Raw genomic sequence first — 22,133 nt, forward strand, 5'->3', positions numbered from 1 at the left:
ATCAGCGCGCCCGCGTGGCGGACAACGGCATTAAAGCGTGGGCGCGGGCACCGGCCCCAGCAGGGCCTCGATCGCCAGCCCGATGGCGATCAGCCGGCGGTCGCTGCCCACCGGACCATCCAGCTCCAGCCCCACCGGCAGGCCGCCTGCCGTCAGGCCCGCGGGCAGCGACAAGCCGGGCAGCCCCGCATTGCTGCCGGGGTCGGTGTTGCGGATGTAGGTGCCAAAGGTGTCGGACGGCGGGCCGCCATTGACCGACACGGTGGACGAGCCGTTGACCGCATCGATGGTGGTGGCCGGCAGGAGGGTGGTGGGGAACAGCAGCGCCTCGATGCGGTTGTCGGCGAAGCAGGCGGCATACAGCGCCTGCATGCGGGGCCGGTGGACGTTGATCGCATCCGGATAGGCGGCGCCGAAGGCATCGGCCAGGATGGCCGAAAAGGCACCCTTCACGTCTGGGCTGGCCACGCCCGCGGCCACGTCGGCCAGCGTGAGGTTGGCCGCGCCGTTGGCGGCCAGCCAGGCCGGCAGGTCGGCGATGGGTTCGTGTAGCGCGATCTGGAACGACACCTGGTTGTTCAGCTCGGCCAGGCCCGGCAGGTCCAGGTCCACCAGCACCACGCCGGCGGCCTGCAGCCTGGCCCGCGCAGCCTGCGCCACGGCCGCCAGGCCGTTGTCCAGCCCGGCCCAGAAGCTGGCCGGCACACCCAAGCGCAGGCCGGCCAGGCTGGCGGCCGCTGGCACGGCGGTGCCGGTGATCGCGGCGTCCAGCAAGGCCAGGTCGGCCACGCTGCGGCCCATCGGGCCCACGGTGTCGCGGGTGTGGCTGATGGGCACCACCGCGTTCTCGTCGTGGTAGCGGCGGTCCGCCCCGCCGTTGCCCACCGAGGGTCGCAGCCCCGCGATGCCGCACAAGGCCGCGGGCACGCGGGTGGAGCCACCGGTGTCGGTGCCCAGCCCGGCCACCGCGATGCGTGCCGCGATGGCCGCCGCGGTGCCGCCCGACGAACCGCCGGGGATGCGGGTGCTGTCGTACGGGTTGTGCACCGGCCCGGCAAACGGCGAGAGGTTGGTGCTGGTGATGCCGAAGGCCAGCTCGTGCAGGTTGGTCTTGCCCAGCACGATGGCGCCGGCCTGGCGCAGCCGCGCCACGCTGGGCGCATCGGCCGCGGCCACAAGGTTGCGCAGGGCCGGTGTGCCGCCGGTGGTGGGCAGGCCGCGCACGTTGATGTTGTCCTTCACCACCACGGGCAGGCCGGCCAGCGGCGGCAGCGCGGCACCGCTGCGGCGCTGCGCATCCACCGCACGGGCGGCGGCCAGCGCGCCGGCTTCGTCCAGCGTGATGAAGGCATTGAGCGAGGCCAGCGCGCGTGCGCGGGTCAGCAGCGTGGTCACCAGTTCTTCGGCCGTCAGCAGCCCCTGGGCGATGGCCGAGACGGTCTCGGCCGCGCTGAGCTGGCGTTGCTCGCTGGCGCTGTAGCCGCCGTCGCCCCCGCAAGCAGCCAGCAGGCCGGCGGCCCCGGTGGCACTGCAGGCGCCCAGGGCGCCGGTGGTCTTGAGGAAGTGGCGACGGTCGATGGCAGCAGGCATGCGTTGGCTCCGGCAGTGGAGCCACGACGGTACGGGCGGCCCCCACCCGCCCGCCATCCTTGGGAATGAGGAGGGTTGTTCAGCCGTGCAGGCGGTGCGCCAAGGCCGCGCGGTTGGGCACGTCCAGCTTGCGGAAGGCGTGGTCCAGGTGCGTGCGTACCGTGGTGATGGAGATGCCCAGCCGCTGCGCGATGGTCTTGTCGGGCAGGCCCTGTGCGGCCAGCCCGGCCACCTGGCGTTCCCGGCCGCTCAGCAGGGCCTGCCAGTCCGGCGCCTGCGTCGCAGCCGCGGCGGGAGCAAGGGCGGCCGGCGCCACCAAGGTGGCATCACGGCTGCGCCGCAGCGCCGCCACGAAGGCCGGCCGCACCAGGTCCAGCAGCTCACGTTCGTCGTCGCCGAAGTCGGCATGCCGGCGGTCGCGCCAGATGCGCATGTCGCCGATGTTGTGCTCGCCGTCCCAGGCGTAGAGGTTGATGCCCCAGTGCAGCCCGTCACGCGCCAGGAAGTCGTTGAAGAACTAGGTGCGCCGCAGGGCGGGATGCGGCAGCACGTCGGTGGCACGCACCGCGCGGCGGTGCTGGCGCATCGTCAGCGTGATGGGGTCGTGGAACTGGTAATGCTGCTCGTAGCGGGCCAGGTTGCCGGGGTCCATCTCCAGGTGCACGCCATGGCTGAAGCGCTGGCCGGCTTCGTCCCACACATAGCTGGCGAAGAACTGGGCCCCCAGCAACTGCAGCATCTGCCCGCCCAGTTGCAGCCGCACCTGCTGCTCCTCCAGCGGCTCGGCCAGGGTGGCCATGACGCGGGCCAGCGTGTCGGCCCGGCTGCGGCTCAAGTACATGCAACCCCCGGTGCGCCGTGGAAGCAGGCGCAGCGCGGGGGATGATAGGGGCGGTGCCGCCGAAGCGGCAGAGGGTCAGCCGGCCTTCTTGGCCCAGGCGCTGCACCAGCCGGCGCCGGCCACCTGCTTGGCGCCGAACAGCGGGCAGCCGCCCGCCTTGTCGGTGGCCTTGCCCTGGAACAACGCGCAGTTGCCGCAGTGCTGACCGGCGGCGAACTTGGGGTACTTCTTGGTGTCCACCCGCTTGGCATCGGCCACGTAGCCCAGCGCAGCGGCCTGCGGGTCCTTCTCGTCCAGCAGGGTCTGGGCGCGGGCCCGCGGCGCCGCCAGCACCGCGGCGCTGCCGGCCACGGCCATCAGGAACACCCGGCGCTGGCGGGGGGCGGCCGGATCGGCTGCCGCGGTGGTGGCGCTGGCCTGTCGGCGGGGGTCTTGCGGTTGGCGGCTCATGTCAGGTCTCCTTGCGATGGCTGGGATGAGCCTGCAGCGTAGCCCTGAAGCGCGTCATGGCCTTTGATGAATCGCAACAACCGGGGCGATTGGTCTCATACTCCGGTTCAAACCCGATTCAGTGAAGTCGCCATGAAGCGCCCCGCCCCGGAAAACCCGACGAGCCCGCCCGAAACCACCACGGCCAGCGGTGGCAGCCTGCACCGCAGCGGCGCCGTGGCCCGCATGCTGCAGATGCCGGTGGCCACGCTGCGCGTGTGGGAGCGGCGCTACGGCCTCAGCCAGCCGCAACGCTCGGCCAGCGGCCAGCGGCTGTACTCGGCCGACGAGGTGCGCCGCCTGGCCCTGTTGAAGCAGCTCACCGACCGCGGCCATGCCATCGGCCAGTTGGCCGGGCTGAGCATGGCCCAGCTGCAGCAGGTGGCCAGCACCCATGCCAGCGTGCTGGCCGAGCACCACAGCATGCCCGCACCCGCGCCGGCCGGCCCCGCCCCTGCATCACGCCGCTGGCAGCTGGCGGTGGTGGGCAGCGGACTGGGTGCACGCCTGCAGCCGCAGTGGCTGGCCGGACGCGCAGCCGTGCCGGTGGCGGTGCTGGGCCCGTACGCCACGCTGGCCCAGGCCCAGGCCGCATTGGCCGGCCAGGCGGTGGACGCCTGGCTGCTCGAAGCCCCGCGCCTGCACCCGGGCTGGCTGGCCGAGCAGCAGGCGGCCTGCCCAGCGCTGCGCGAGGCGCCCTGCGCGGTGCTGTACCGCTATGCCGCCGATGCCACCTGCCAGGCGCTCGCCGAAGCCGGGCTAGCCTTGCTGCGCGAGCCGCAGCCCGATGCGGTGCTGGGCCCGTGGATGGCCGGCTGGCTGGCCAGCCTGGCACTGCGGCAGGCCGCAGCGGCGGGCCTGGCTGCGCCGGGTCTGCTGCCGCCCGGCCCGGCCACACCCGATGCCGCCGAAGCGCCCCTGCCCGCCCGGCGCTGGGACGACGCCGCACTGGCCGAATTCGCCGGCCTGTCCACCACCATCGCCTGCGAATGCCCGCGGCATGTGGCCGAGCTGCTGATGCAGCTGTCCCACTTCGAGGCCTACAGCGCCGAATGCGCCGACCGCGGCCCCAGCGACGCGCAGCTGCACAGCTACCTGCGCCGGGTGGCGGCCACCGCGCGCGCCAGCTTCGAGACGGCGCTGGAGCAGGTGGCGCTGCATGAAGGGCTGTTGCCTCACGCGATCAGGCCGAGCGGGTCGCAGGTCGCCGAGCCCCGCGCCGCCGGGCCGTCCCAAGGCGCGGAGAGCCCCCCTGGGGGGTAGCGAGCGACCGCGAGCTTGGGGGCCTTAGACTGCGCAAGCTGCGTCCCACGCGGGTGGCCGTTGCCCGGGCAGTTCCGCCGCGGCAGCCGCGCCTCCGCACCGTTCCCTGCCTTCGCCTTGACCCCTCTTTCCGTGTTCACCCGGCCGCGCAACGTCGTGGCCCTGGCCCTGCTGTGCTGCCTGCTGTGGGGCAGCTCCTACGCTGCCATCAAGAGCGGCTATGCGCTGCTGCAGATCGTGCCGGCCGACCTGCCGGCCAAGCTGCTGTTCGCCGGCTGGCGTTTCCTGGCGGCCGGGTTGGTGCTGCTGGCCGCGCTGGCCCTGATGGGCCGCACGGTGCGCCTGCCCGATGCACGCGCCTGGGGCCGTGTGGGCCTGCTGGGCGTGGCGCAGACCACGCTGCAGTACCTGTTCTTCTACGTGGGTCTGGCCTACACCACGGGCGTCAAGGCCTCCATCCTCAATGCCACCGGCACCTTCTTCAGCGTGCTGCTGGCGCACTGGCTGCATGCCGACGACCGGCTGTCACCGCGCAAGGCACTGGGATGCGCCATCGGCTTTGCCGGCGTGATGGTGGTGAGCCTGGGCCAGGGCCCGCTGGACTTCGACTTCACGCTGCGGGGTGAAGGCTGCATCGTGGCCGCGGCAGCGGTGCTGGCCGCTTCCAGCATCTACGGCAAGCGGGTGTCGCAAGGCATGCACCCGGTGCTGATGACCGGCTGGCAGCTGGCCATCGGCGGTGCGGTGCTGCTGGTGTTGGGCTGGGCCGGCGGCGGCCAGCTGGGGCACTTCAGCCTGGGGGCGTGGCTGCTGCTGGGCTACCTGGCGCTGCTGTCGGCGGCGGCCTTCTCGCTGTGGAGCCTGCTGCTCCAGCACAACCGGGTCAGCCGCATCACCGCCTTCAACTTCATGGTGCCGGTGTTCGGCACGCTGCTGTCGGCGCTGTTTCTGGGTGAACGCATCCTGGAGCCCAAGTACGCGCTGGCCCTGGTGCTCACCTGCGCGGGCATCTGGCTGGTGACGCAGCAAGGCGCGGCCCGGGGCCGCGCCTGCGCTCAGGTGCCGCAGAAGGTTTGATAGCCGGCCGTCACGGCCGCCGGGGCCGGCTCGCCGTAGGGCTGCAGCTCGGGCGTTTCGCTGAACGGTTGCTGCAGCGCGGCCAGCAGGCGCTCGAAGGGCTGCAGGTCGTTCTCCATCATGGCGGCGGTCAGCGCCTCTTCCACCCGGTGGTTGCGCGGGATGACGAAGGGGCTGGCGCGGCGCATCGCCGCGGCGCGCTGGGTGGTGGCTTCGCTCACCACGCCGTCCGCCGCCGCCGGCAGGTCGGCCCGCTGGCGCCAGCGTTGCAGCCAGGCCTGCAGCGGCGCGGTGTCGGTGAACAAGGCCTGCAGCATGTCGTCGCGGCCCTCGGCCGCGTCGGCCAGGCGGCGCCAGCCCAGGGTGAAGTCCACCGCCTGCGCTTGCAGCAGCGCCAGCCAGTCGGCGGCCAGCTGGCGGTCTTCGGCATCGTCGCCGCTGCCTGCCACCAAGCCCAGTTTGGCGCGCTGGCCGGCCAGCAGCGCCGCTTCGTACAGCGCCGGAAAACCGTCGATCACCGCCATCGCCTGCTCGACGGCCCGCTGGGTCTCGGCTTCTTCTTCGCTGCCGGCGATCAGCGGCAGCAGCGTTTCGGCGAAGCGGGCCAGGTTCCAGCGCGCGATGTGCGGCTGGTTGGCATAGGCGTAGCGGCCGCCGTGGTCGATGCTGCTGAACACCGCGGCCGGGTTGTACGCCTCCATGAAAGCGCAGGGCCCGTAGTCGATGGTTTCGCCCGACAAGGCCATGTTGTCGGTGTTCATCACGCCGTGGATGAAGCCCACGTTGATCCACTGCGCGATCAGCCGGGCCTGCCGCTCCGCCACGGCCTGCAGCAACGCCAGCGGCGCATCGGGCCGGGCGGCCAGCGCGGGGTCGTGGCGGTGGAGGGTGTAGTCGGCCAGCTGGCGCAGCCGCGCCAGGTCGCCGCGCGCGGCATAGAACTGGAAGGTGCCCACCCGCAGGTGGCTGGCGGCCACGCGGGTGAGCACGGCGCCGGGCAGCGGCAGCTCGCGCATCACCCGCTCGCCGGTGGCCACCACCGCCAACGCGCGGGTGGTGGGAATGCCCAGCGCATGCATCGCCTCGCCGATCAGCACCTCGCGCAGCATCGGGCCCACCGCAGCCTTGCCGTCACCGCCGCGCGAGAACGGCGTACGGCCCGAGCCTTTGAAGGCGATGTCGCGGCGCCGGCCCTGGCGGTCGATCACCTCGCCCAGCAGCAGCGCGCGACCATCCCCCAGCTGCGGCGAGAAGCCACCGAACTGGTGGCCGGCATAGGCCTGGGCGATGGGCTCGGCGCCGTCGGGCAGCTGGTTGCCCACCCAGGTGGCAGCGGCCTGCGGGCCCTGCAGCAGCGCCGGGTCCAGGCCCAGCTCGGCGGCCAGCGCCTCGTTGGCATACAGCAGGCGCGGCGCGGGGGCGGTGGCCGGCTTCCACGGCACGTGAAAGCCCTCCAGCTGGCGGGCGTAGGTGTTGTCGAAGGCGATGACGGTCATGGCAGGCAATGTTGGCAGACGGTGGCAGTCTGCCGGCAAACCGGAGACCGTGCCGCCGGGCGGGCTGCCCCAGGTCAGCGCCCGTGGCGGGGCCGTCAGGCTTCGTCCGAGGTCGGCATGCCGGCGATGCGTGCCGAGATGGCCTGCACCGCGGCCAGCAGTGGCTGCACATAGGCCGCCTGCACGTCAGCCGGCTGGCGGTAGCGCAGCGTGCTCACGCTCACCGCGCCCACCGGCTCACCCTGGCCGCCGCGGATGACGGCGCCGTAGCAGGTGATGCCGGCTTCGTTCTCCTCGTCGTCCACCGACCAGCCGTCCGCCTGCACCCGCTGCAGCTGGCGTCGCAGCGCCTCGGGCCGCACCACGGTGTGGTCGGTGTGGCGGGTCAGCTCCAGCGTGGGCAGCAGCGCCTCGCGCCGCGCTTCGTCCAGCGCGGCCAGGTAGGCCTTGCCCACCGCGGTGGAATGCATCGGCATGCTGCTGCCCACGCGGGAGGCCATGCGCACCGCACTCGGGCTTTCCAGCTTCTCGATGTAGACCATGCGGGTGCCGCTGGGCACCGCCAGGTGCACCGTCTCGCCGGTGGTGTCGCGCAACTGGCGCAGTGCCTCGCCCGCCGCGCCGCGCAGGCCCGAGCGGCCCCAGCTGCGGCTGGCCAGTGCCATCAGCCGCGGGCCCAGCTCGTAGCTGCCGCCGCCTTCGGCTTCGCGCAGCAGGCCTTCGGCCAGCAGCGCCGCGACGATGCGGTGCAGCGTGGGCCGCGGAAAGCCGCTGGCGCGGGTGAGTTCGGCCGTGGTCATCGGCCCCGGCGCATCGGCCACCAGTTGCAGCACCTGCATGAACTTGCCGAAGGCGGCGGTACCCTGGACGGCCGTGGGCATGGCTTGTCTAGGCAACCAGGTAGCCGCCGTCCACCGGCAGCGTGACGCCGGTGATGAAGCCGGCCGCCGGCGAGCACAGGAACAGCACCGCCTGCGCCACGTCGGCCGGCGTGCCCCAGCGGCCCAGCGGCGTGCGCGCCAGGATGGGGCCGTTGCGCGCCGGATCGTCCTGCAGCGGCTGGGTGAGCGGCGTGGCGATCCAGCCCGGCGCCACCGCATTGACGCGGATGCGGTCTTCGGCATAGGCGATGGCCAGCGACTTGGTGAGCTGCATCACCCCACCCTTGCTGGCCGAGTAGCCCGGCACCAGGCCGCCACCGAAGAAGCTGAGCATGCTGGCGATGTTGACGATGCAGCCCTGCGTGGCGCGCAGGTGGGCGCGCGCGGCGGTGCACACCCGCATGCTGCCGGTGAGGTTGACGGCCAGCACCTGCTCGAACACCGGCAGCGCATGCTCGGCGCCGCGACGGATGATGCCGGCGCAGTTGACGACGATGTCCACCCGCTGCAATCCGGCCATCAGCGCCTGCACGCTGTCTTCGCTCGTCACGTCGGCCTGGCGCAGCGCCACGCCTGCGGCCAGCGAGCCGTCGCCCGCGCCCAGGTCGGCCGCGGTGACCTGCGCGCCGAGGGCCGCCAGCTGGTTGGCGATGGCCGCGCCGATGCCCTGGGCACCACCGGTGACCAGGGCATGGCGGCCCTGGAGCATCGTCGGCAGGTAGGTGGGGGTCGTCATCAGTTCTTGACTCAGTTCTTGATGTTCAGCTTGGCCATCAAGGCCTTGAAGTAGGTGTTGTCGCGCGCCATCGCGGTGCGGAAGGCCGCGTCGTCGGCATACGAGTAGCCCAGGTTCAGCTTGTCCATCGCCTCGCGCAGCGCAGGCTCGTTGGCGGTCTTGGCGGTGACGCCACGCAGCCAGGCCATCACCTCGGGCGGCGTGCCCTTGGGCGCCGCCAGCCCGCGCCAGGTGCCGATCACCAGGTCGATGTTGCGTTCCTTCAGCGTGGGCACCTTCTCGAAGCCCTTGACGCGGTTCTCGGCCATCACCGCCAGCGTCTTGAGCTTGCCGCTGGCCACGTAGGTGCCCACCTCGGCCGGGCTCACGGCCACCGCGTCGATGTGGCCGCCCATCAGCGCCTGCACCGCCGGGCCCGCGCCCTGGAAGGGCACGTGGTTGTACTGGGTGCCGGTCTTGTCTTCCAGCGCGGCGGCGGCGAGGTGCCAGATGGAGCCGTTGCCGGCGTTGCCCACCTTCATCTCGCCCGGCGTCTTGCGGGCCGCGGCCAGGAACTCCTCGATGGTGTTGTAGGGCGCATCGGCCTTGACGGTGATGGCCGCCTGGTCGGCGTTCAGCCGCGCGATCAGCGAGAAGTCTTCATGCGTGAACTTGGCCAGGCCCATGTGCGGCAGCGTGGTCAGCTCCACCGTCACCAGCGCCAGCTTGTAGCCGTCGGGCTTGGCGTGGATCACCTCGTTCCAGCCAATGGCGCCGCTGGCGCCCGGCTTGTTGACGATGACGATGCCGGGAGGCACCTGCTTGCGCGCCGCCTCCGCGAAGGCGCGGGCCAGCGCGTCGGTGCCGCCACCGGGCTGGAAGGGCACCACCAGCTCGATCGGCCGGTTGGGGTAGTCCACGGTCTGCGCGGTGGCCGGCGCGGTGAAGCTGGCGGCCAGGCCGGTGGCCAGGGCCAGTGCGGGCAGCCAGCGGCTGCACAGGGTGGGGATCAAACGCATCTCGGTCTCCTCTCTCGGGTTCTGGTTCAGCGGATGTAGCGCTGCACGAAGTCTTCGCCCAAGCCCACCCGGGCATAGTGGCGGCGGCATAGGTCGATCTTGGTGAACACGTCTTCGTAGCCCAGCACCGCGCCCTGCGGGTCGGTGTAGACCATCACGCCATTCACCTGGAAGAACGTGATCATTTCCTCCACGCCTTCGGGCACCACCAGCGTGTGCGTTTCGCCCGGCGGCTCGAACACGTAGCTGCCGGCGGTGGCTTCCCAGTCGTGCTCCAGGTAGCGCCAGCGTCCCTTGAGCACGAAGCCGTGCACCGCCTGCGGATGCCGGTGGCGGCTGAGCACGCCCGACTTGCGCACCCGCAGCAGGTTCATCCAATAGCCCTGGCTGGCGTTCAGGCACAGCGGGCGGAACCACACGTTCTCGGCCTGCGGCACCCACAGGCGCTCGTCCACGGGCACCGCGTCGGGCACCACGATCTCGGGCAATGCATCGGGCGGAAACGGCAGCTGGTAAGGCACCAGCGGATCGGCATCGGGTCGGTCGAGGGGCACGGCAATCTCGGACGGACGATGAAGACACGCGCCACGGTCCGCTGGACTGCCAGACCGGGTTTGTCCACCATGTGGACAGCGCATCCATAAAGTGGACAAACGATAAGCCAGCGCCGGGCGGGCCGCCATAGGGCTAACCTTGGGTGCATGGCTGAAGTTCAATGGCCCCTCCATGTCCATACCCTGGCCGACCTGCAGGCGCTGCAGCACGCCAGCACCGTGCTGCATACGCCTTGCGGGGATGGCGCGCTGGCCTGGCATGCCTGGGGCAGCGGCCGGCCGGTGGTGCTGCTGCACGGCGGCGCCGGCAGCTGGACCCACTGGGCGCGCAACATCGCGCCGCTGGTGCAGGCCGGCCACCGCGTGCTGGCGGCCGACATGCCAGGCTTCGGCGATTCGGCCGAACCGCCCGACGGCCACGATGCCGACGTGCTGCCCGGCTGGCTGGAGCAAGGCCTGCACGCCTTGATCGGCGATGCACCGGTGGACCTGGTGGGCTTTTCGTTCGGCGGCCTGGTGGGCGGCCTGTGGGCCGCGGCCCACCCCGCCCGCGTGCGGCAGCTGGTGCTGGTGGGCGCACCGGCCTTGAGCGAAGCGCCGATGGCGCCGCTGCCCCTGCGTGCCTGGGACACGGCGCCACCCGGCGAGCGCCGCGACGCCCTGCACCGCCACAACCTGGGCGTGCTGATGCTGTCCCGGCCCGAGGCCATCGACGCCCTGGCCGTGGCCCTGCACGGCGCCAACATCGAACGCGACCGCATGCGCCGCCGCCGGCTCATGCGCACCGACCTGCTGCTGCGCACGCTGCCCCGGCTGCGCTGCCCGGTGCACGGCCTGTGGGGCGACGACGACGTGCTCTACCGCGGCCGGCTGCAAGTGGTGCGCGACGCCCTGGCCCAGGCCCCGGCCGGCGGCTCGCTGCGGTTCATCGCCGGGGCCGGGCACTGGGTGCCCTACGAAGCGGCGGAAGAGTTCAATGCCGCGCTGGCGGCGCTGCTGGACGAGGCGCGGCCCTGATCGGCAACGGGGCGCCCTGCGGCGCCACGGGCCGGCCAGCCAGGCCACCGTCACCCCCTAACGCGAAGGCCGGCCCCCAGCCTGCCCCGCGCTATCGTGCCAGCGCGCCGCGCGGGCCTGGCCTGCCGGCCCCATGCCCGTCCCACCCCTGGACCCGCCATGCGCCGTCACCTGCTGTTCCCCGCTCTCCTGCTCGGCCCCCTGCTCGGCCTGCTCCCCGCCCTGTCCTGGTCCGCGCCAACCGGTTCGGCCGGGGTGATCCACCGGCCGGTCAAGCCGACGGCGCAGGCGCCGGGTGGCGGCGTCGGGTACTCGGCCGAGCACATGGACCGCAGCGTCGATCCGCGGCAGGACTTCTATGCCTATGCCAACGGCCGCTGGTTGAAGCGGCTGACCATTCCCGATGCCGAATCGGACATCGGCGGCTTCTCGATGCTGGGGGCCAACCTCGATGCGCAGCTGCAGCAGCTGGCGGTGCAGGCCAGCCAGGCCGCCGCGCCCCGGGGCAGCCCCGCGCAGCAGGTGGGCGACTATTACCGCGCCGCGCTCGATCTGCGCCAGCGCGACGCCGCCGGGCTGCAGCCGGTGCAGGCCGACCTGGACGCGGCGGCACAGGCCGGCGGGCCCACGGACCTGGCCCGGTTGTCGGCGCGGCTGCAGGCGCGCACCGGCAATTCGCCGCTGCTCAACTTCGCGGTGATGACCGACTTCCAGGACAGCGCGCGCACGCAGCTCACGCTGCAGCTGGGCGCCTTGTCGCTGGAGCGCGACCAGTACAGCGACCCGGCCAGCCAGAAGATCCGCGACCTGTACGTCGACCACGTCACCCGCATGCACCAGCAGCTGGGCGATGCGCCGGACGTGGCCGCGGCCAAGGCACGCAGCATCCTGGCGATGGAGTCCGAGCTGGCCGCGCCGCGGCTGACGCCGCTGCAGGCCTACGACCCGGCGCGCATCTACAACCTGATGTCGGTGGACGAAGCGCAGGCGCTGATCCCGGCCATCGACCTTCGGGCCATGGCCACCGCCGCCGGGCTCACGCTGCCGGCGCGGCTGCAGCTGCCCGACCTGGCCGGCCTGAAGGCGTTGAACCAGCTGCTAGCCAACCGGCCGGCGCCCGACCTGCAGGTACTGCTGCGCTGGTCGGTGCTGGCGCGCAATGCCGACTTCCTGGGCCAGCCCTGGTTCCAGCTCAGCCAGGAGTTCCAGCGCCAACGCGACGGGTTGGCCAGCACGATGCCGCTGGAACGGCAGGCGGTGCAACTGCTGACGGTGGAGCTGTTTCATCCGCTGTCGCAGTTGTACGTGCAGCGCTACTACACCGAAGACACCCGGCGCGAGATCACGCGCATGGTGGGCCACATCAAGGACGAGTTCGCGCGGCGGCTGAGGACCAACCCCTGGCTGGACGCGCCCACCCGCGCCGCGGCGCTGGCCAAGCTGGCGCAGGTGGACATCCAGGTGGGCTACCCGCAGCGCTGGATCGACTTCAGCGGCGTCGAGATCCGCCCCGACGACCACCTGGGCAACCACCAGCGCATTGCCGCCTTCCAGCTGCAGCGCGAGATCGACAAGGTGGGTCGCCCCGCCGCTCGCGAGCGCTTTGCCGAGGTGGGCCACACCACGCCGGTGTCGATCAACGCGGCCTACGACCCGCAGCTCAACGGCATCGACATCACCGCCGCGATCTCGCAGCCGCCCTTCTTCACGCCCGGGGCCGACAGGGTGGTGAACTACTGCACCATGGGCGCAGTGATCGGCCATGAGCTGACGCACGGCTTCGACAGCACCGGCCGCCAGTACGACGCCCAGGGCAATGTGCGCGACTGGTGGACGCCCGCGGCCACGGCCGAGTTCAAGAAGCGCAACGACCGGCTGGTGGCGCAGTTCAACCAGGTGCAGCTGCTGCCCGGCCTGCAACTGGACGGCGCGCTGACGCTGGGCGAAAACACGGCCGACCTGGGCGGCATCACGCTGGCGCATGCAGCGCTCCAACGGGCGCTGAAGGGCCAGCCGCAGCCGCGCGTCGATGGTCTGACCACCGACCAGCGCTGCTTCGTGGCCTGGGCGCAGTTGTGGATCTACAAGGCCCGCGAAGAACGCATCCGCCTGCTGGCCGCCATCGACTACCACGCCAACAGCGCGGTGCGCGGTTATGCGCCGCTGCTCAACCTCGACGCATTCCACCGCGCGTTCGGCACCCGGCCGGGCGATGCGATGTGGCGCGCCCCGCGCGAACGCATCCGGATCTGGTGACGCTGCGGCCCGCGCTGCGAGCTTGGGGGGCCAACCGTCAAGCCGCTGACGCCAATCCGCCATCCAGGCTGAGCAGGAAGTCCGCGAACCCACCCCGCGCCCTGGCCTGCCGGCGGGCGCTGGTGCGCACCTGCGGTGTCACGCTCCAGGCGATGCGGGCGCCGGTGGCCTGCAGGTCCTCCACCAGGGCCACGTCTTCCGAGCAGGCCAGCGGGCGGAAGCCGCCGGCCCTGCGGTAGGCCTCGGCGCACACGCCCAGGTTGGCGCCATGGATGTGGCGGTGGCCGTCGATGGCGCGGTAATGGGCCTCATAGCGGCCACGCACCTGCGCGCTGTGCAGCGACCAGTCGGCCACCGTCACGCAGCCGCACACCGCATCGGCACCCGCCTGCTGGTGGCGCAGCTGGGCCACCAGCCAGTCGTCGGCCACTTCGCTGTCGGCATCGGTGAAGGCCAGCCAGCGGGCGCCGGCCGCCAGCAGGGCCTGGGCACCGGCCTGGCGCGCCAGGCCGACGTTGCGGGCCTGCAGCGGCAGGCCACGGGCACCGCCCGCCTCGGCAATGGCGGCGCTGCCGTCGGTGCAGGCATCCAGCACTACCAGCAGCAGCACCGACTCACCCGCCAGCGCCGGGTGTCGCGCCGCGCGTTGCAGCGCGGCCAGGCAGCGGCCCAGCACCGCTTCTTCGTTGTGGGCGGGCACGGCGATGCCGATCACACCAGCCCCTCCCGCGCCGCGACGGAGCGGCCGTCGGTGGCCCAGACCGACAACACGAAGTCGGCTTCTTCATGCCGCAACAGGCGCGGCAACGCCAGCGTGTGGTGCAGCAGCGCATCCACCGCATCGCCGTTCAGCGTGCAGCCTTCGATAGGGTGGCGCCAGTGGCAGGCCAGCACCACGCCATCGCCAGCCTGCACGCTGTGCCGCGCCTGGCGGGCCACCTGGGTCAGGCCTTCGGCGCCCAGGTAGTAGCCCAGCTCGCTCAGCACCACCAGGTCGAAAGGGCCATCGGCCGGCCATCCATCGGGCAGGCTGAGCTGCCGCACCTGCGCATGCGGCAGCTCAGCCAGCAGCCGGCGCGCCGCGGCCACGGCCGTGGGTTCCAGGTCGGCCGCCAGGTAGCGGTCGCAGCGCGGCGCCAGCACCGCGGCCAGGTCACCGCCCGCGCAGCCGGGCTCGAAGCCGCTGGCATAGCGGCGATCGGGCAGGCAGGCGGCCGTCAGCGCGCGTTTGCGCTGCTCGTACCAGCGGGTGCGGTAGCCCCAGGGGTCGTCGCCCTGGGCATAGAGGTGGCGAAAGTAATGGGCGTCGATCTCGGGCATGGGCGTCGGGCGTGGGCGTCTGGCGTCTGCGTCGCGTTTGGGGGTCCGCCTCAGGCGGGCCAGCCGGGCGGTGGATCGATGGCCGGCGCCATCACGTACTCCACCGGCCGCAGCCAGCGGGCCAGCGCCCACGGCGGCAAGATGGGCTGGGCCCCGGCCGGCGCCTGCAGCTGTGAGTGGTGCAAGGCCAGCGCCTCCCGCTTGGCGCGCAAGGCCTCGGGCGGCAGCATGAGCTGGCGCAGGCGTTGCCAGGGCACGCGGGCGTCGCCGGGTTCGGCCCAGTGCCAGGTCCACACCGGCACTTCCACCAGTTCCGCCCCGGTGGCGGCACAGGCCGCGGCGCAGGCGCGGCCGGTGGCTTCATGGTCGGGGTGGCCGTCGTGGCGCCAGGTGGTGAACACGCGGTCGCCCGGCTGCAGCAGCGGCAACAGTGCCTGCACCAGTGCGCCCTCGTGCAGGGTCACGCCGCCATCGGGCAGGCCCAGGGGGTGGATGGCGTCTGCCGGCAGGCCCAGCCGGGCCAGGCCCTGGCGGCGCTCCTGCCGACGCGTGGCGGCCAGACTGTCGGGCGGGGTCGGGTCGCCTTCGGGCACACCCACTTCGCCGTCCGTCACGCCCAGCACTTTCAGCGTGCGGCCGGCGCCAGACCACTGCCACAGCAGGCCGCCGACGGCCAGCACTTCGTCATCAGGGTGCGGAGCCACCACCACGGCGCGGCGGCCGTCGGGCAGCAGCGCCATCGCCTCCAGCCGTGGCAAGGCTTGCAGCAGCGGGCAGGCGGCCCAGGCCGCTGCCGGCGTGCCCTGGCCGTGGATCAAGGGCGCTGGGGCTACAGCGTCCATGCGGCGGCCCCTTCGGCGGTGCCCACCCGCCGCGCCAGGCTGGCCAGGTCGCGGTCGGCATGGGTCTGCCGCACGAACACCGGCAGGTCGGCCGCCAGACGGGCGAACTGCGGGTCGCGGCAGTACGGAGTGGCCCCCAGCGCACGCCCGGCCAGCACCAGCAGTCGCTGGGCCGCCATGTCCACCGCGCTGCGCACCTGCAGCGCGAGCACCTGGGCGTCGTCGTGGGGATGGGCATCGACCCAGGCGGCAGCCTGCCGCAGCAGTGCAGCCAGCGTCTGCAGTTCCACATCGGCCTGGCCCAGCGCCACCTGGGCGGGCCAGCGGCGGTCGGCCGGGGCATCGGCCAGGCGGGCCGCCGCCCGGTGCAGCGCCTGGCCCAGGGCCAGGCAGCCGCCGTACCAGCAGGCCGCCACGCCGATGCCGCCCTGCCAGAAACCCGGCCGCCGCAGGTACGCGCCGGACGTGCCGCACAGGCGTGCCGTGGCACCTTCCAGCTGCACGTCCAGGCTGCGGCTGTCGGCCATGCCCACGGCACACCAGGCACCGGGCTGCACCTGTACTTCCGGCTGGGCCATGTCCACCAGCACCAGCCAGGGGCCGCTGTCGGCCGCGTCCGGCCCGTCGGCCCAGGCGGTGAGCAGGCCATGGGTCACGTCACCGGCACCGGAGCACCAGCGCTTGGTGCCGCGCAGGCGCACCTCACCCGTCGGCAGGCGCTCAAAAGTCACCCGGCCATCGGGCGGCTCGGCGGCCCACATGCCTAGACAAGCGCCGGCCGGCGGGGCCGGCTCGTTCAGTTCATTCAGCACGGCCAGGGCGTCGGTATGGCCTTCGTACCACTTGGCCAGCGACAGGTCGTGGGCCGCCACTGCCGCCAACGCCTGCCAGCGCTGCAGCGTGCGCCCGCTGCCGGGCCACGGCAGCTCATCCAGCCCGGCCGCCACCAGCGCCTGCAACTGGGCGCCGGTGCCGTGCGCAGCGCCCTGCGCCAGGCGCTCCAGCACCGAGCCGATGCGGTCGACCAGTGGCCGGGCAGCCGCGGCCGGCAAGGGGCTCAAGAGGCCAGGACGCACCGGCGACAAGACAGGAGAGGCGCACATCGATGGACGGCACGGCGCCGCTGTGAGGGTGTGCAGGCATGGTCGCCCGCACCGCCGTACGCACCGTGTAGGACGCTTGCGCGTATGGCCGTAGGTGTCTTGCGCGGCTGGCCCTTTTGGGTTGATGGGCGGCCCTCCCGGGCCTGGTGATTGCCGAACCGGCGTCATCCCCGACCCGGAGCACATTCCCATGGACAGTCCCCACCTGGCGCTCTCGCGCCGCGAACTGCTGCTGGCCAGCGCCGCTTCCGTGGCGGCCAGCTCGGCCGCCGCAGCGCCCGCGGCCCCGGCCGATGCCACCGCCAGCACCGAACCCCCCACCACCCGCGTGAGCCTGCAGGTCAACGGCCGCGTGCATGCGCTGGAGCTGGACAACCGCACCACGCTGCTGGATGCGCTGCGTGAGCACCTGCAGCTCACCGGCACCAAAAAGGGCTGCGACCACGGCCAGTGCGGCGCCTGCACCGTGATGGTGGACGGCCAGCGGATCAACAGCTGCCTGTCATTGGCGGTGATGCACGAAGGCGCCGCCGTCACCACCATCGAAGGCCTGGGCCAGCCCGGCCAGCTGCACCCGATGCAGGCGGCCTTCATCAAGCACGACGGCTACCAGTGCGGCTACTGCACGCCGGGGCAGATCTGCTCCGCCGTGGCGGTGCTGGACGAGATCCAGCGCGGCGTGCCCAGCCACGTCACGGCCGACATCACCGTCAAGCCTTTGCTCAGCGCCGAGGAGCTGCGCGAGCGCATGAGCGGCAACATCTGCCGCTGCGGCGCGTACAGCAACATCGTCGATGCGATGACCGAAGTGGCGGGGGTGCGCGCATGAAGGCCTTCAGCTACGAACGGGCCAAGTCGCCCGCCGAGGCCGCAGCCGCGGCCGCGCAGACGCCCGGGGCCCGCTTCATCGCCGGTGGTACCAACCTGCTGGACCTGATGAAGCTGCAGATCGAGACGCCGCCGCACCTGATCGACGTCAACGGCCTGGGGCTGGACAAGATCGAGCCCAGCGGCGGCGGGGGGCTGCGCATTGGCGCGCTGGTGCGCAACACCGCCCTGGCGGCCGACGAGCGCGTGCGGCGCGACTACGGCGTGCTGTCGCGCGCGCTGCTGTCGGGCGCCTCAGGCCAGTTGCGCAACAAGGCCACCACCGCGGGCAACCTGCTGCAGCGCACCCGCTGCCCCTACTTCTACGACACGCAGCAGCCCTGCAACAAGCGCCAGCCCGGCAGCGGCTGCTCGGCCATCGGCGGCTATTCGCGCCAGCTGGCCATCGTGGGCACCAGCGCGGCCTGCATCGCCACCCACCCCAGCGACATGGCGGTGGCCATGCGGGTGCTGGACGCCACGGTGGAAACCGTGCGCGGCGACGGCCGCCGCCGCACCATCCCGATCGCCGACTTCCACCGGCTGCCCGGTGACACACCGCAGATCGACACCACGCTGGAAGCGGGCGAGCTGATCACCGCGGTGACGCTGCCGCCGCCGCTGGGTGGCAAGCACCTCTACCGCAAGGTGCGCGACCGCGCCTCGTACGCATTCGCGCTGGTGTCGGTGGCCGCGGTGCTGCAGCCCGATGGCCGCGGCCGTGTGGCCGTGGGCGGCGTGGCCCACAAGCCCTGGCGCATGGAAGCGGCCGAGCCGCAGCTGACCCAGGGCGCCAAGGCCTTCACCGCCCAGCTGCTGGCCGATGCGCGCACCGATGAACACAACGCCTTCAAACGTCCGCTGGTGGAGCGCACGCTCGCCGCGGTGATGGCCGAAGCGAGGACCTGAGATGAAATTCGACCAACCCGCCACCACCAACCCGATCGACCAGCTCAAGGTCATCGGCCAGCCGCTGGACCGCATCGACGGCCCCATGAAGACCACCGGCACCGCGCGTTATGCCTATGAACGGCACGACGTGGCCCGCAACGCGGCCTATGGCCATGTGGTAGGCGCCGCCATCGCCAAGGGTCGCATCGTGTCGATGGACCTGCGGGCCGCCCGTGCCGCGCCCGGGGTGCTGGCCATCGTCACCGCCCGCAATGCGGGCAAGCTGGCCAAGGGCAAGATGAACACCGCCAAGCTGCTGGGCGGACCGCGGATCGACCACCACCACCAGGCGGTGGCGGTGGTGGTGGCCCGCAGCTTCGAGCAGGCGCGCGCCGCGGCCGAGCTGGTGCAGGTGCGGTATGCCACCGCGCCCGGTGCCTTCGACCTGTCGGCCGCGCGCGATGGCGCGCCGATGGCCAAGGCCAACGAGAACAGCGGCCCCACCCACACCGCGGTGGGCGACTTCGCCGGGGCGTTCGCCAAGGCGCCGGTGCAGCTGGACACCACCTACACCACGCCCGACCAGTCGCACGCGATGATGGAGCCGCATGCCACGCTGGCCGCCTGGGAAGGCGAGAAGCTGACGGTGTGGACCAGCAACCAGATGATCGACTGGGGCGCCGGCGACCTGGCCCGCACGCTGAACATGAAGAAGGAGAACGTGCGCCTGATCTCGCCCTTCATCGGCGGCGGCTTCGGCGGCAAGCTGTTCCTGCGCGCTGATGCGGTGCTGGCCGCGCTGGGTGCCCGCGCGGCCGGCGTGCCGGTGAAGGTGGCCCTGCAGCGGCCGCTGATCTTCAACAACACCACCCACCGGCCGGCCACCATCCAGCGGCTGCGCATCGGCTGCGAGCAGGATGGCCGCATCACCGCCATCGGCCATGAGAGCTGGTCGGGCGACCTGCCCGACGGCCAGCCCGAGACCGCGGTGAACCAGACGCGCCTGCTGTACGCCGGCGCCAATCGCATGACAGCCATGCGGCTGGCGGTGCTGGACCTGCCCGAAGGCAATGCGATGCGCGCGCCTGGCGAAGCGCCGGGCCTGATGGCGCTGGAAATGGCCATCGACGAGATGGCCGAGCGCCTGGGCATGGACCCGGTGCAGTTCCGGGTGGTGAACGACACCCAGGTGGACCCGGAGAAGCCCTCGCGCCGCTTCTCGCAGCGCCAACTGGTGCAGTGCCTGCGCACCGGGGCCGAGCGCTTCGGCTGGGCGCAGCGCAACCCGCAACCCGGCCAGCAGCGCGAGGGCCGCTGGCTCATCGGCACCGGCGTGGCGGCGGCGCTGCGCAACAACCTGCTGCAGAAGTCCGGCGCCCGGGTGAAGCTGGAGCCGGGCGGCCGGGTGACGGTGGAAACCGACATGACCGACATCGGCACTGGCAGCTACACCATCATTGCCCAGACGGCGGCCGAGATGATGGGCGTGACGGTGCAGCAGGTGGCGGTGCGGCTGGGGGATTCCAGCTACCCCACCTCGGCCGGCTCGGGCGGGCAATGGGGCGCCAACAACTCGACCTCGGGCGTGTATGCGGCCTGCGTCAAGCTGCGTGAGCAGGTGGCCCGCCAGCTGGGCATGGACCCGGCGCAGGCCGAATTTGCCGACGGCCAGGTGACGGCCGGTGGCCGCAGCGTGCCGCTCGCGGATGCCGCCGGCAGCGCCGGCCTCGTGGCCGAAGACGCGATCGAGTATGGCGATCTGGACAAGCAGTACCAGCAATCCACGTTCGGCGCCCACTTCGTGGAGGTGGCGGTGGACGCCGCCACCGGCGAGATCCGCGTGCGCCGCATGCTGGCGGTGTGCGCGGCCGGCCGCATCCTCAACCCCAAGTCGGCGCGCAGCCAGGTCATCGGCACGATGACCATGGGCGTGGGCGCGGCGCTGATGGAAGAGCTGGCGCTGGACAAGCGCCGCGGCTACTTCGTCAACCATGACCTGGCAGGCTACGAGGTGCCGGTGCATGCCGACATCCCGCACCAGGACGTGATCTTCCTGGACGAGACCGATCCGATCTCGTCGCCGATGAAGGCCAAGGGTGTGGGTGAGCTGGGCCTGTGCGGCGTGGCGGCGGCCATCGCCAACGCGGTGCACCATGCCACCGGCATCCGGGTGCGCGACTACCCGGTGACGCTGGACAAGCTGCTGGACCGGCTGCCGCCGGTGGCCTGACCAGCTGCACAGGCACGACCACTGTCAAGCTGGCGCTACAGCGGCCGATATCCGCAGCTGTTGCGTCTTGTCTTGAAGTGGTCGTCCATGAAACTCCGTACCCGAATCCTCTGGCTTTGTGCCGCAGCCCTTTGCGGCGCGCTGGCGCTGATCGGGCTCTCGCTCCATGGGCTCCGCCAGACCATGCTGGAAGAGCGCACCGCCCAGGTGGACAACATGGTGGTGCTGGCGCTGGCCGCGGTGGACAAGCTGCATGAGCAGGAAAAGGCCGGCAAGCTCACCCGCGAGGCCGCCCAGGCCCAGGCCGTGGCCGTGCTGAGCAGCCTGCGCAAGGATGAGCGCTACTACTTCGTCCGTGGCTACACCAACGACATCAACTACGTCCACCCCAACCCCAAGCGCATCGGCATCGTCGACCCCAAGGGCGGCAAGGAAGCCGGTGAACGCTACCGCGCCGCGCTGCAGGGCAAGGCCATCGGCAACGTGGTGGCCCCCGGCACCCGCCCCGGCCTGCAGGAGAAGGTGGACAAGCTGTATGCCGTGGCGCACTTCCAGCCCTGGGACTGGATCATCGGCACCGGCGACTACATCGACGACATCGACACCGCCTTCTGGCGCGCCGCCGCGATGATGATGGGCGTGGGCGGCACGCTGATGGCCGTGGTGGGCGTGATGGGCTGGACCATGTCGCGCCGCATCTACCGCGACCTGGGCGGCGAGCCCGACTACGCCGCGCAGATCGTGCGCCGCATCGGCGCCGGCGACCTCTCGGTGCAGGTGCAGCTGCGGCCCGGCGACAGCAACAGCCTGCTGGCCGCGATGCACCAGATGCAGCAGGGTCTGGCCGGCACGGTGGGCAGCATCCGCCTGGCGACCGACCACATCGCCACCGCCTCCGGCGAGATCGCCGCCGGCAACCTCGACCTGTCGGCCCGCACCGAATCCCAGGCCAGCGCGCTGCAGCAGACCGCCGCGTCGATGGAAGAGATCACCGCCACCGTCAAGCAGAACGCCGAGAACGCCCGCCAGGCCAACGAGCTGGCCGTGGCCGCCTCGCAGGTGGCCGCCCGCGGTGGCGCGGTGGTGGGTGAAGTGGTGCAGACCATGAGCGCCATCAGCGACAGCTCGCGCAAGATCGCCGACATCATTGGCACCATCGACGGCATCGCCTTCCAGACCAACATCCTGGCGCTGAACGCGGCGGTGGAAGCCGCGCGCGCCGGCGAACAAGGCCGCGGCTTTGCGGTGGTGGCGGGCGAGGTGCGCACGCTGGCCCAGCGCAGCGCCGAGGCGGCCAAGGAAATCAAGTCGCTGATTGGCAGCTCGGTGGACATGGTGGAAGCCGGCACCCGCCTGGTGGGCCAGGCCGGTGCCACCATCCAGGAAGTGGTGGGCAGCGTGGAACGCGTGACCACCGTGGTGGCCGAGATCACCACCGCCTCGCAGGAACAGACCTCCGGCATCGAGCAGGTGAACCAGGCCATCGCCCAGATGGACCAGGCCACCCAGCAGAACGCCGCGCTGGTGGAGCAGGCCTCGGCCGCCGCCATGTCGCTCAAGGAGCAGTCGCGTACGCTGGTGGAAACCGTCGCCTCCTTCCGCTGATGTTGGCCCCCAGGCTCGCTGCGCTCGCCACCCCCCGGGGGGGCTCTCAGCCCCTTGGGGCGGCCCGGCGGGGCTGA

Annotated in this window: 21 protein-coding genes; 8 read left to right on the top strand and 13 right to left on the bottom strand. The window is 72.1% G+C overall.

The window, feature by feature from the left end:
* Nucleotides 1-30: 30 nt before the first annotated feature.
* The 4 genes from iaaH to MW290_RS13735 all read right to left on the bottom strand — a co-directional run bounded on the left by iaaH (nt 31) and on the right by MW290_RS13735 (nt 2,788).
* Entirely contained in the window at nt 31-1,590 is a 1,560-nt protein-coding gene (iaaH, locus tag MW290_RS13720) for an indoleacetamide hydrolase (RefSeq protein WP_250195210.1), read from the bottom strand.
* 79 nt (nt 1,591-1,669) lie between these two features.
* Nucleotides 1,670-2,023, bottom strand: a complete 354-nt coding sequence (locus MW290_RS13725; RefSeq protein ID WP_250195211.1) for a helix-turn-helix transcriptional regulator — start codon at nt 2,021-2,023, stop codon at nt 1,670-1,672.
* Nucleotides 2,024-2,107: 84 nt separating this feature from the next.
* Complete coding sequence (locus MW290_RS13730) at nt 2,108-2,431, bottom strand: hypothetical protein (RefSeq protein WP_250195212.1); 324 nt, start codon at nt 2,429-2,431, stop codon at nt 2,108-2,110.
* A 75-nt stretch (nt 2,432-2,506) separates the two neighbouring features.
* Entirely contained in the window at nt 2,507-2,788 is a 282-nt protein-coding gene (locus MW290_RS13735) for a high-potential iron-sulfur protein (RefSeq protein WP_250196682.1), read from the bottom strand.
* Nucleotides 2,789-3,013: 225 nt separating this feature from the next.
* Here MW290_RS13735 and MW290_RS13740 point away from each other — a divergent pair, with 225 nt between their 5' ends.
* Together MW290_RS13740 and MW290_RS13745 are read left to right on the top strand one after the other, a co-directional pair.
* The gene (locus tag MW290_RS13740; RefSeq protein WP_250195213.1) at nt 3,014-4,183 is read left to right on the top strand and encodes a MerR family transcriptional regulator; all 1,170 of its coding nucleotides are present in this window, start codon (nt 3,014-3,016) and stop codon (nt 4,181-4,183) included.
* Nucleotides 4,184-4,300: 117 nt separating this feature from the next.
* The gene (locus MW290_RS13745; protein WP_250195214.1) at nt 4,301-5,260 is read left to right on the top strand and encodes a DMT family transporter; all 960 of its coding nucleotides are present in this window, start codon (nt 4,301-4,303) and stop codon (nt 5,258-5,260) included.
* Here MW290_RS13745 and MW290_RS13750 read toward each other — a convergent pair.
* The 5 genes from MW290_RS13750 to MW290_RS13770 form a co-directional block, all read right to left on the bottom strand.
* Nucleotides 5,239-6,756: a protein adenylyltransferase SelO gene (locus MW290_RS13750; protein ID WP_250195215.1), complete on the bottom strand. Its 1,518-nt coding sequence runs from the start codon at nt 6,754-6,756 to the stop codon at nt 5,239-5,241. The two genes, MW290_RS13745 and MW290_RS13750, sit on opposite strands and share 22 nt — an antisense overlap.
* 95 nt (nt 6,757-6,851) lie before the next feature.
* Nucleotides 6,852-7,637: an IclR family transcriptional regulator gene (locus MW290_RS13755; RefSeq protein ID WP_250195216.1), complete on the bottom strand. Its 786-nt coding sequence runs from the start codon at nt 7,635-7,637 to the stop codon at nt 6,852-6,854.
* A gap of 7 nt (nt 7,638-7,644) precedes the next feature.
* Entirely contained in the window at nt 7,645-8,373 is a 729-nt protein-coding gene (locus tag MW290_RS13760; protein WP_250195217.1) for an SDR family NAD(P)-dependent oxidoreductase, read from the bottom strand.
* An 11-nt stretch (nt 8,374-8,384) separates the two neighbouring features.
* Nucleotides 8,385-9,371 (bottom strand): tripartite tricarboxylate transporter substrate binding protein, encoded by a 987-nt coding sequence (locus MW290_RS13765; protein ID WP_250195218.1) that lies wholly within the window; start codon nt 9,369-9,371, stop codon nt 8,385-8,387.
* 26 nt (nt 9,372-9,397) lie between these two features.
* The gene (locus MW290_RS13770; RefSeq protein ID WP_250195219.1) at nt 9,398-9,925 is read right to left on the bottom strand and encodes a 2,4'-dihydroxyacetophenone dioxygenase family protein; all 528 of its coding nucleotides are present in this window, start codon (nt 9,923-9,925) and stop codon (nt 9,398-9,400) included.
* 147 nt (nt 9,926-10,072) lie between these two features.
* Between MW290_RS13770 and MW290_RS13775 the strand changes: the two genes are divergently transcribed.
* Nucleotides 10,073-10,942 carry an alpha/beta fold hydrolase gene (locus tag MW290_RS13775; RefSeq protein WP_250195220.1) on the top strand — a complete coding sequence of 290 codons (870 nt, stop codon included), beginning with the start codon at nt 10,073-10,075 and terminating at the stop codon, nt 10,940-10,942.
* A gap of 159 nt (nt 10,943-11,101) precedes the next feature.
* Nucleotides 11,102-13,198, top strand: coding sequence for a M13 family metallopeptidase (locus tag MW290_RS13780; protein ID WP_250195221.1), 2,097 nt, complete (start codon nt 11,102-11,104; stop codon nt 13,196-13,198).
* A gap of 37 nt (nt 13,199-13,235) precedes the next feature.
* On the opposite strand, the gene MW290_RS13785 is transcribed toward MW290_RS13780, so the two are convergent.
* The 4 genes from MW290_RS13785 to MW290_RS33145 are packed head-to-tail and all read right to left on the bottom strand — an operon-like array spanning nt 13,236 to nt 16,421.
* Nucleotides 13,236-13,913, bottom strand: a complete 678-nt coding sequence (locus MW290_RS13785; RefSeq protein ID WP_250195222.1) for a glycosyltransferase family 2 protein — start codon at nt 13,911-13,913, stop codon at nt 13,236-13,238.
* Nucleotides 13,910-14,518 (bottom strand): SAM-dependent methyltransferase, encoded by a 609-nt coding sequence (locus MW290_RS13790; RefSeq protein ID WP_250195223.1) that lies wholly within the window; start codon nt 14,516-14,518, stop codon nt 13,910-13,912. The genes MW290_RS13785 and MW290_RS13790 overlap by 4 nt, the downstream gene beginning before the upstream one ends.
* A 50-nt stretch (nt 14,519-14,568) precedes the next feature.
* The gene (locus MW290_RS13795) at nt 14,569-15,360 is read right to left on the bottom strand and encodes a PIG-L deacetylase family protein (RefSeq protein ID WP_250195224.1); all 792 of its coding nucleotides are present in this window, start codon (nt 15,358-15,360) and stop codon (nt 14,569-14,571) included.
* Complete coding sequence (locus MW290_RS33145) at nt 15,348-16,421, bottom strand: acyl-CoA dehydrogenase middle domain-containing protein (RefSeq protein ID WP_310740081.1); 1,074 nt, start codon at nt 16,419-16,421, stop codon at nt 15,348-15,350. The genes MW290_RS13795 and MW290_RS33145 overlap by 13 nt, the downstream gene beginning before the upstream one ends.
* 232 nt (nt 16,422-16,653) lie before the next feature.
* On the opposite strand from MW290_RS33145, the gene paoA reads away from it, so the two are divergent.
* The 4 genes from paoA to MW290_RS13820 all read left to right on the top strand — a co-directional run bounded on the left by paoA (nt 16,654) and on the right by MW290_RS13820 (nt 22,056).
* Nucleotides 16,654-17,292, top strand: coding sequence for an aldehyde dehydrogenase iron-sulfur subunit PaoA (gene paoA, locus MW290_RS13805; RefSeq protein ID WP_250195225.1), 639 nt, complete (start codon nt 16,654-16,656; stop codon nt 17,290-17,292).
* Nucleotides 17,289-18,239, top strand: coding sequence for an FAD binding domain-containing protein (locus tag MW290_RS13810; RefSeq protein WP_250195226.1), 951 nt, complete (start codon nt 17,289-17,291; stop codon nt 18,237-18,239). Before paoA ends, MW290_RS13810 begins: the two co-directional genes overlap by 4 nt.
* A gap of 1 nt (nt 18,240) precedes the next feature.
* On the top strand, nt 18,241-20,451 hold the full coding sequence (paoC, locus tag MW290_RS13815) for an aldehyde oxidoreductase molybdenum-binding subunit PaoC (protein ID WP_250195227.1): 2,211 nt from the start codon (nt 18,241-18,243) through the stop codon (nt 20,449-20,451).
* Between the two features lie 87 nt (nt 20,452-20,538).
* Nucleotides 20,539-22,056, top strand: a complete 1,518-nt coding sequence (locus MW290_RS13820) for a methyl-accepting chemotaxis protein (protein ID WP_250195228.1) — start codon at nt 20,539-20,541, stop codon at nt 22,054-22,056.
* Nucleotides 22,057-22,133: the final 77 nt, after the last annotated feature.

The organism is Aquincola tertiaricarbonis (genome assembly GCF_023573145.1).
GTDB classification, from domain to species: domain Bacteria; phylum Pseudomonadota; class Gammaproteobacteria; order Burkholderiales; family Burkholderiaceae_C; genus Aquincola; species Aquincola tertiaricarbonis_B.

Excerpts from the sequence above, each read along its gene's own strand:
- MW290_RS13750 (WP_250195215.1), bottom strand. The coding sequence starts at position 6,756 with ATGACCGTCATCGCCTTCGACAACACCTACGCCCGCCAGCTGGAGGGC.
- MW290_RS13765 (WP_250195218.1), bottom strand. The coding sequence starts at position 9,371 with ATGCGTTTGATCCCCACCCTGTGCAGCCGCTGGCTGCCCGCACTGGCC.
- MW290_RS13735 (WP_250196682.1), bottom strand. The coding sequence starts at position 2,788 with ATGGCCGTGGCCGGCAGCGCCGCGGTGCTGGCGGCGCCGCGGGCCCGC.
- MW290_RS13775 (WP_250195220.1), top strand. The coding sequence starts at position 10,073 with ATGGCTGAAGTTCAATGGCCCCTCCATGTCCATACCCTGGCCGACCTG.
- MW290_RS13740 (WP_250195213.1), top strand. The coding sequence starts at position 3,014 with ATGAAGCGCCCCGCCCCGGAAAACCCGACGAGCCCGCCCGAAACCACC.
- MW290_RS13730 (WP_250195212.1), bottom strand. The coding sequence starts at position 2,431 with ATGTACTTGAGCCGCAGCCGGGCCGACACGCTGGCCCGCGTCATGGCC.
- paoC (WP_250195227.1), top strand. The coding sequence starts at position 18,241 with ATGAAATTCGACCAACCCGCCACCACCAACCCGATCGACCAGCTCAAG.
- MW290_RS13725 (WP_250195211.1), bottom strand. The coding sequence starts at position 2,023 with ATGCGCATCTGGCGCGACCGCCGGCATGCCGACTTCGGCGACGACGAA.
- MW290_RS13820 (WP_250195228.1), top strand. The coding sequence starts at position 20,539 with ATGAAACTCCGTACCCGAATCCTCTGGCTTTGTGCCGCAGCCCTTTGC.
- MW290_RS13755 (WP_250195216.1), bottom strand. The coding sequence starts at position 7,637 with ATGCCCACGGCCGTCCAGGGTACCGCCGCCTTCGGCAAGTTCATGCAG.
- paoA (WP_250195225.1), top strand. The coding sequence starts at position 16,654 with ATGGACAGTCCCCACCTGGCGCTCTCGCGCCGCGAACTGCTGCTGGCC.
- MW290_RS13790 (WP_250195223.1), bottom strand. The coding sequence starts at position 14,518 with ATGCCCGAGATCGACGCCCATTACTTTCGCCACCTCTATGCCCAGGGC.
- MW290_RS13760 (WP_250195217.1), bottom strand. The coding sequence starts at position 8,373 with ATGACGACCCCCACCTACCTGCCGACGATGCTCCAGGGCCGCCATGCC.
- iaaH (WP_250195210.1), bottom strand. The coding sequence starts at position 1,590 with ATGCCTGCTGCCATCGACCGTCGCCACTTCCTCAAGACCACCGGCGCC.
- MW290_RS13780 (WP_250195221.1), top strand. The coding sequence starts at position 11,102 with ATGCGCCGTCACCTGCTGTTCCCCGCTCTCCTGCTCGGCCCCCTGCTC.
- MW290_RS13810 (WP_250195226.1), top strand. The coding sequence starts at position 17,289 with ATGAAGGCCTTCAGCTACGAACGGGCCAAGTCGCCCGCCGAGGCCGCA.
- MW290_RS13795 (WP_250195224.1), bottom strand. The coding sequence starts at position 15,360 with ATGGACGCTGTAGCCCCAGCGCCCTTGATCCACGGCCAGGGCACGCCG.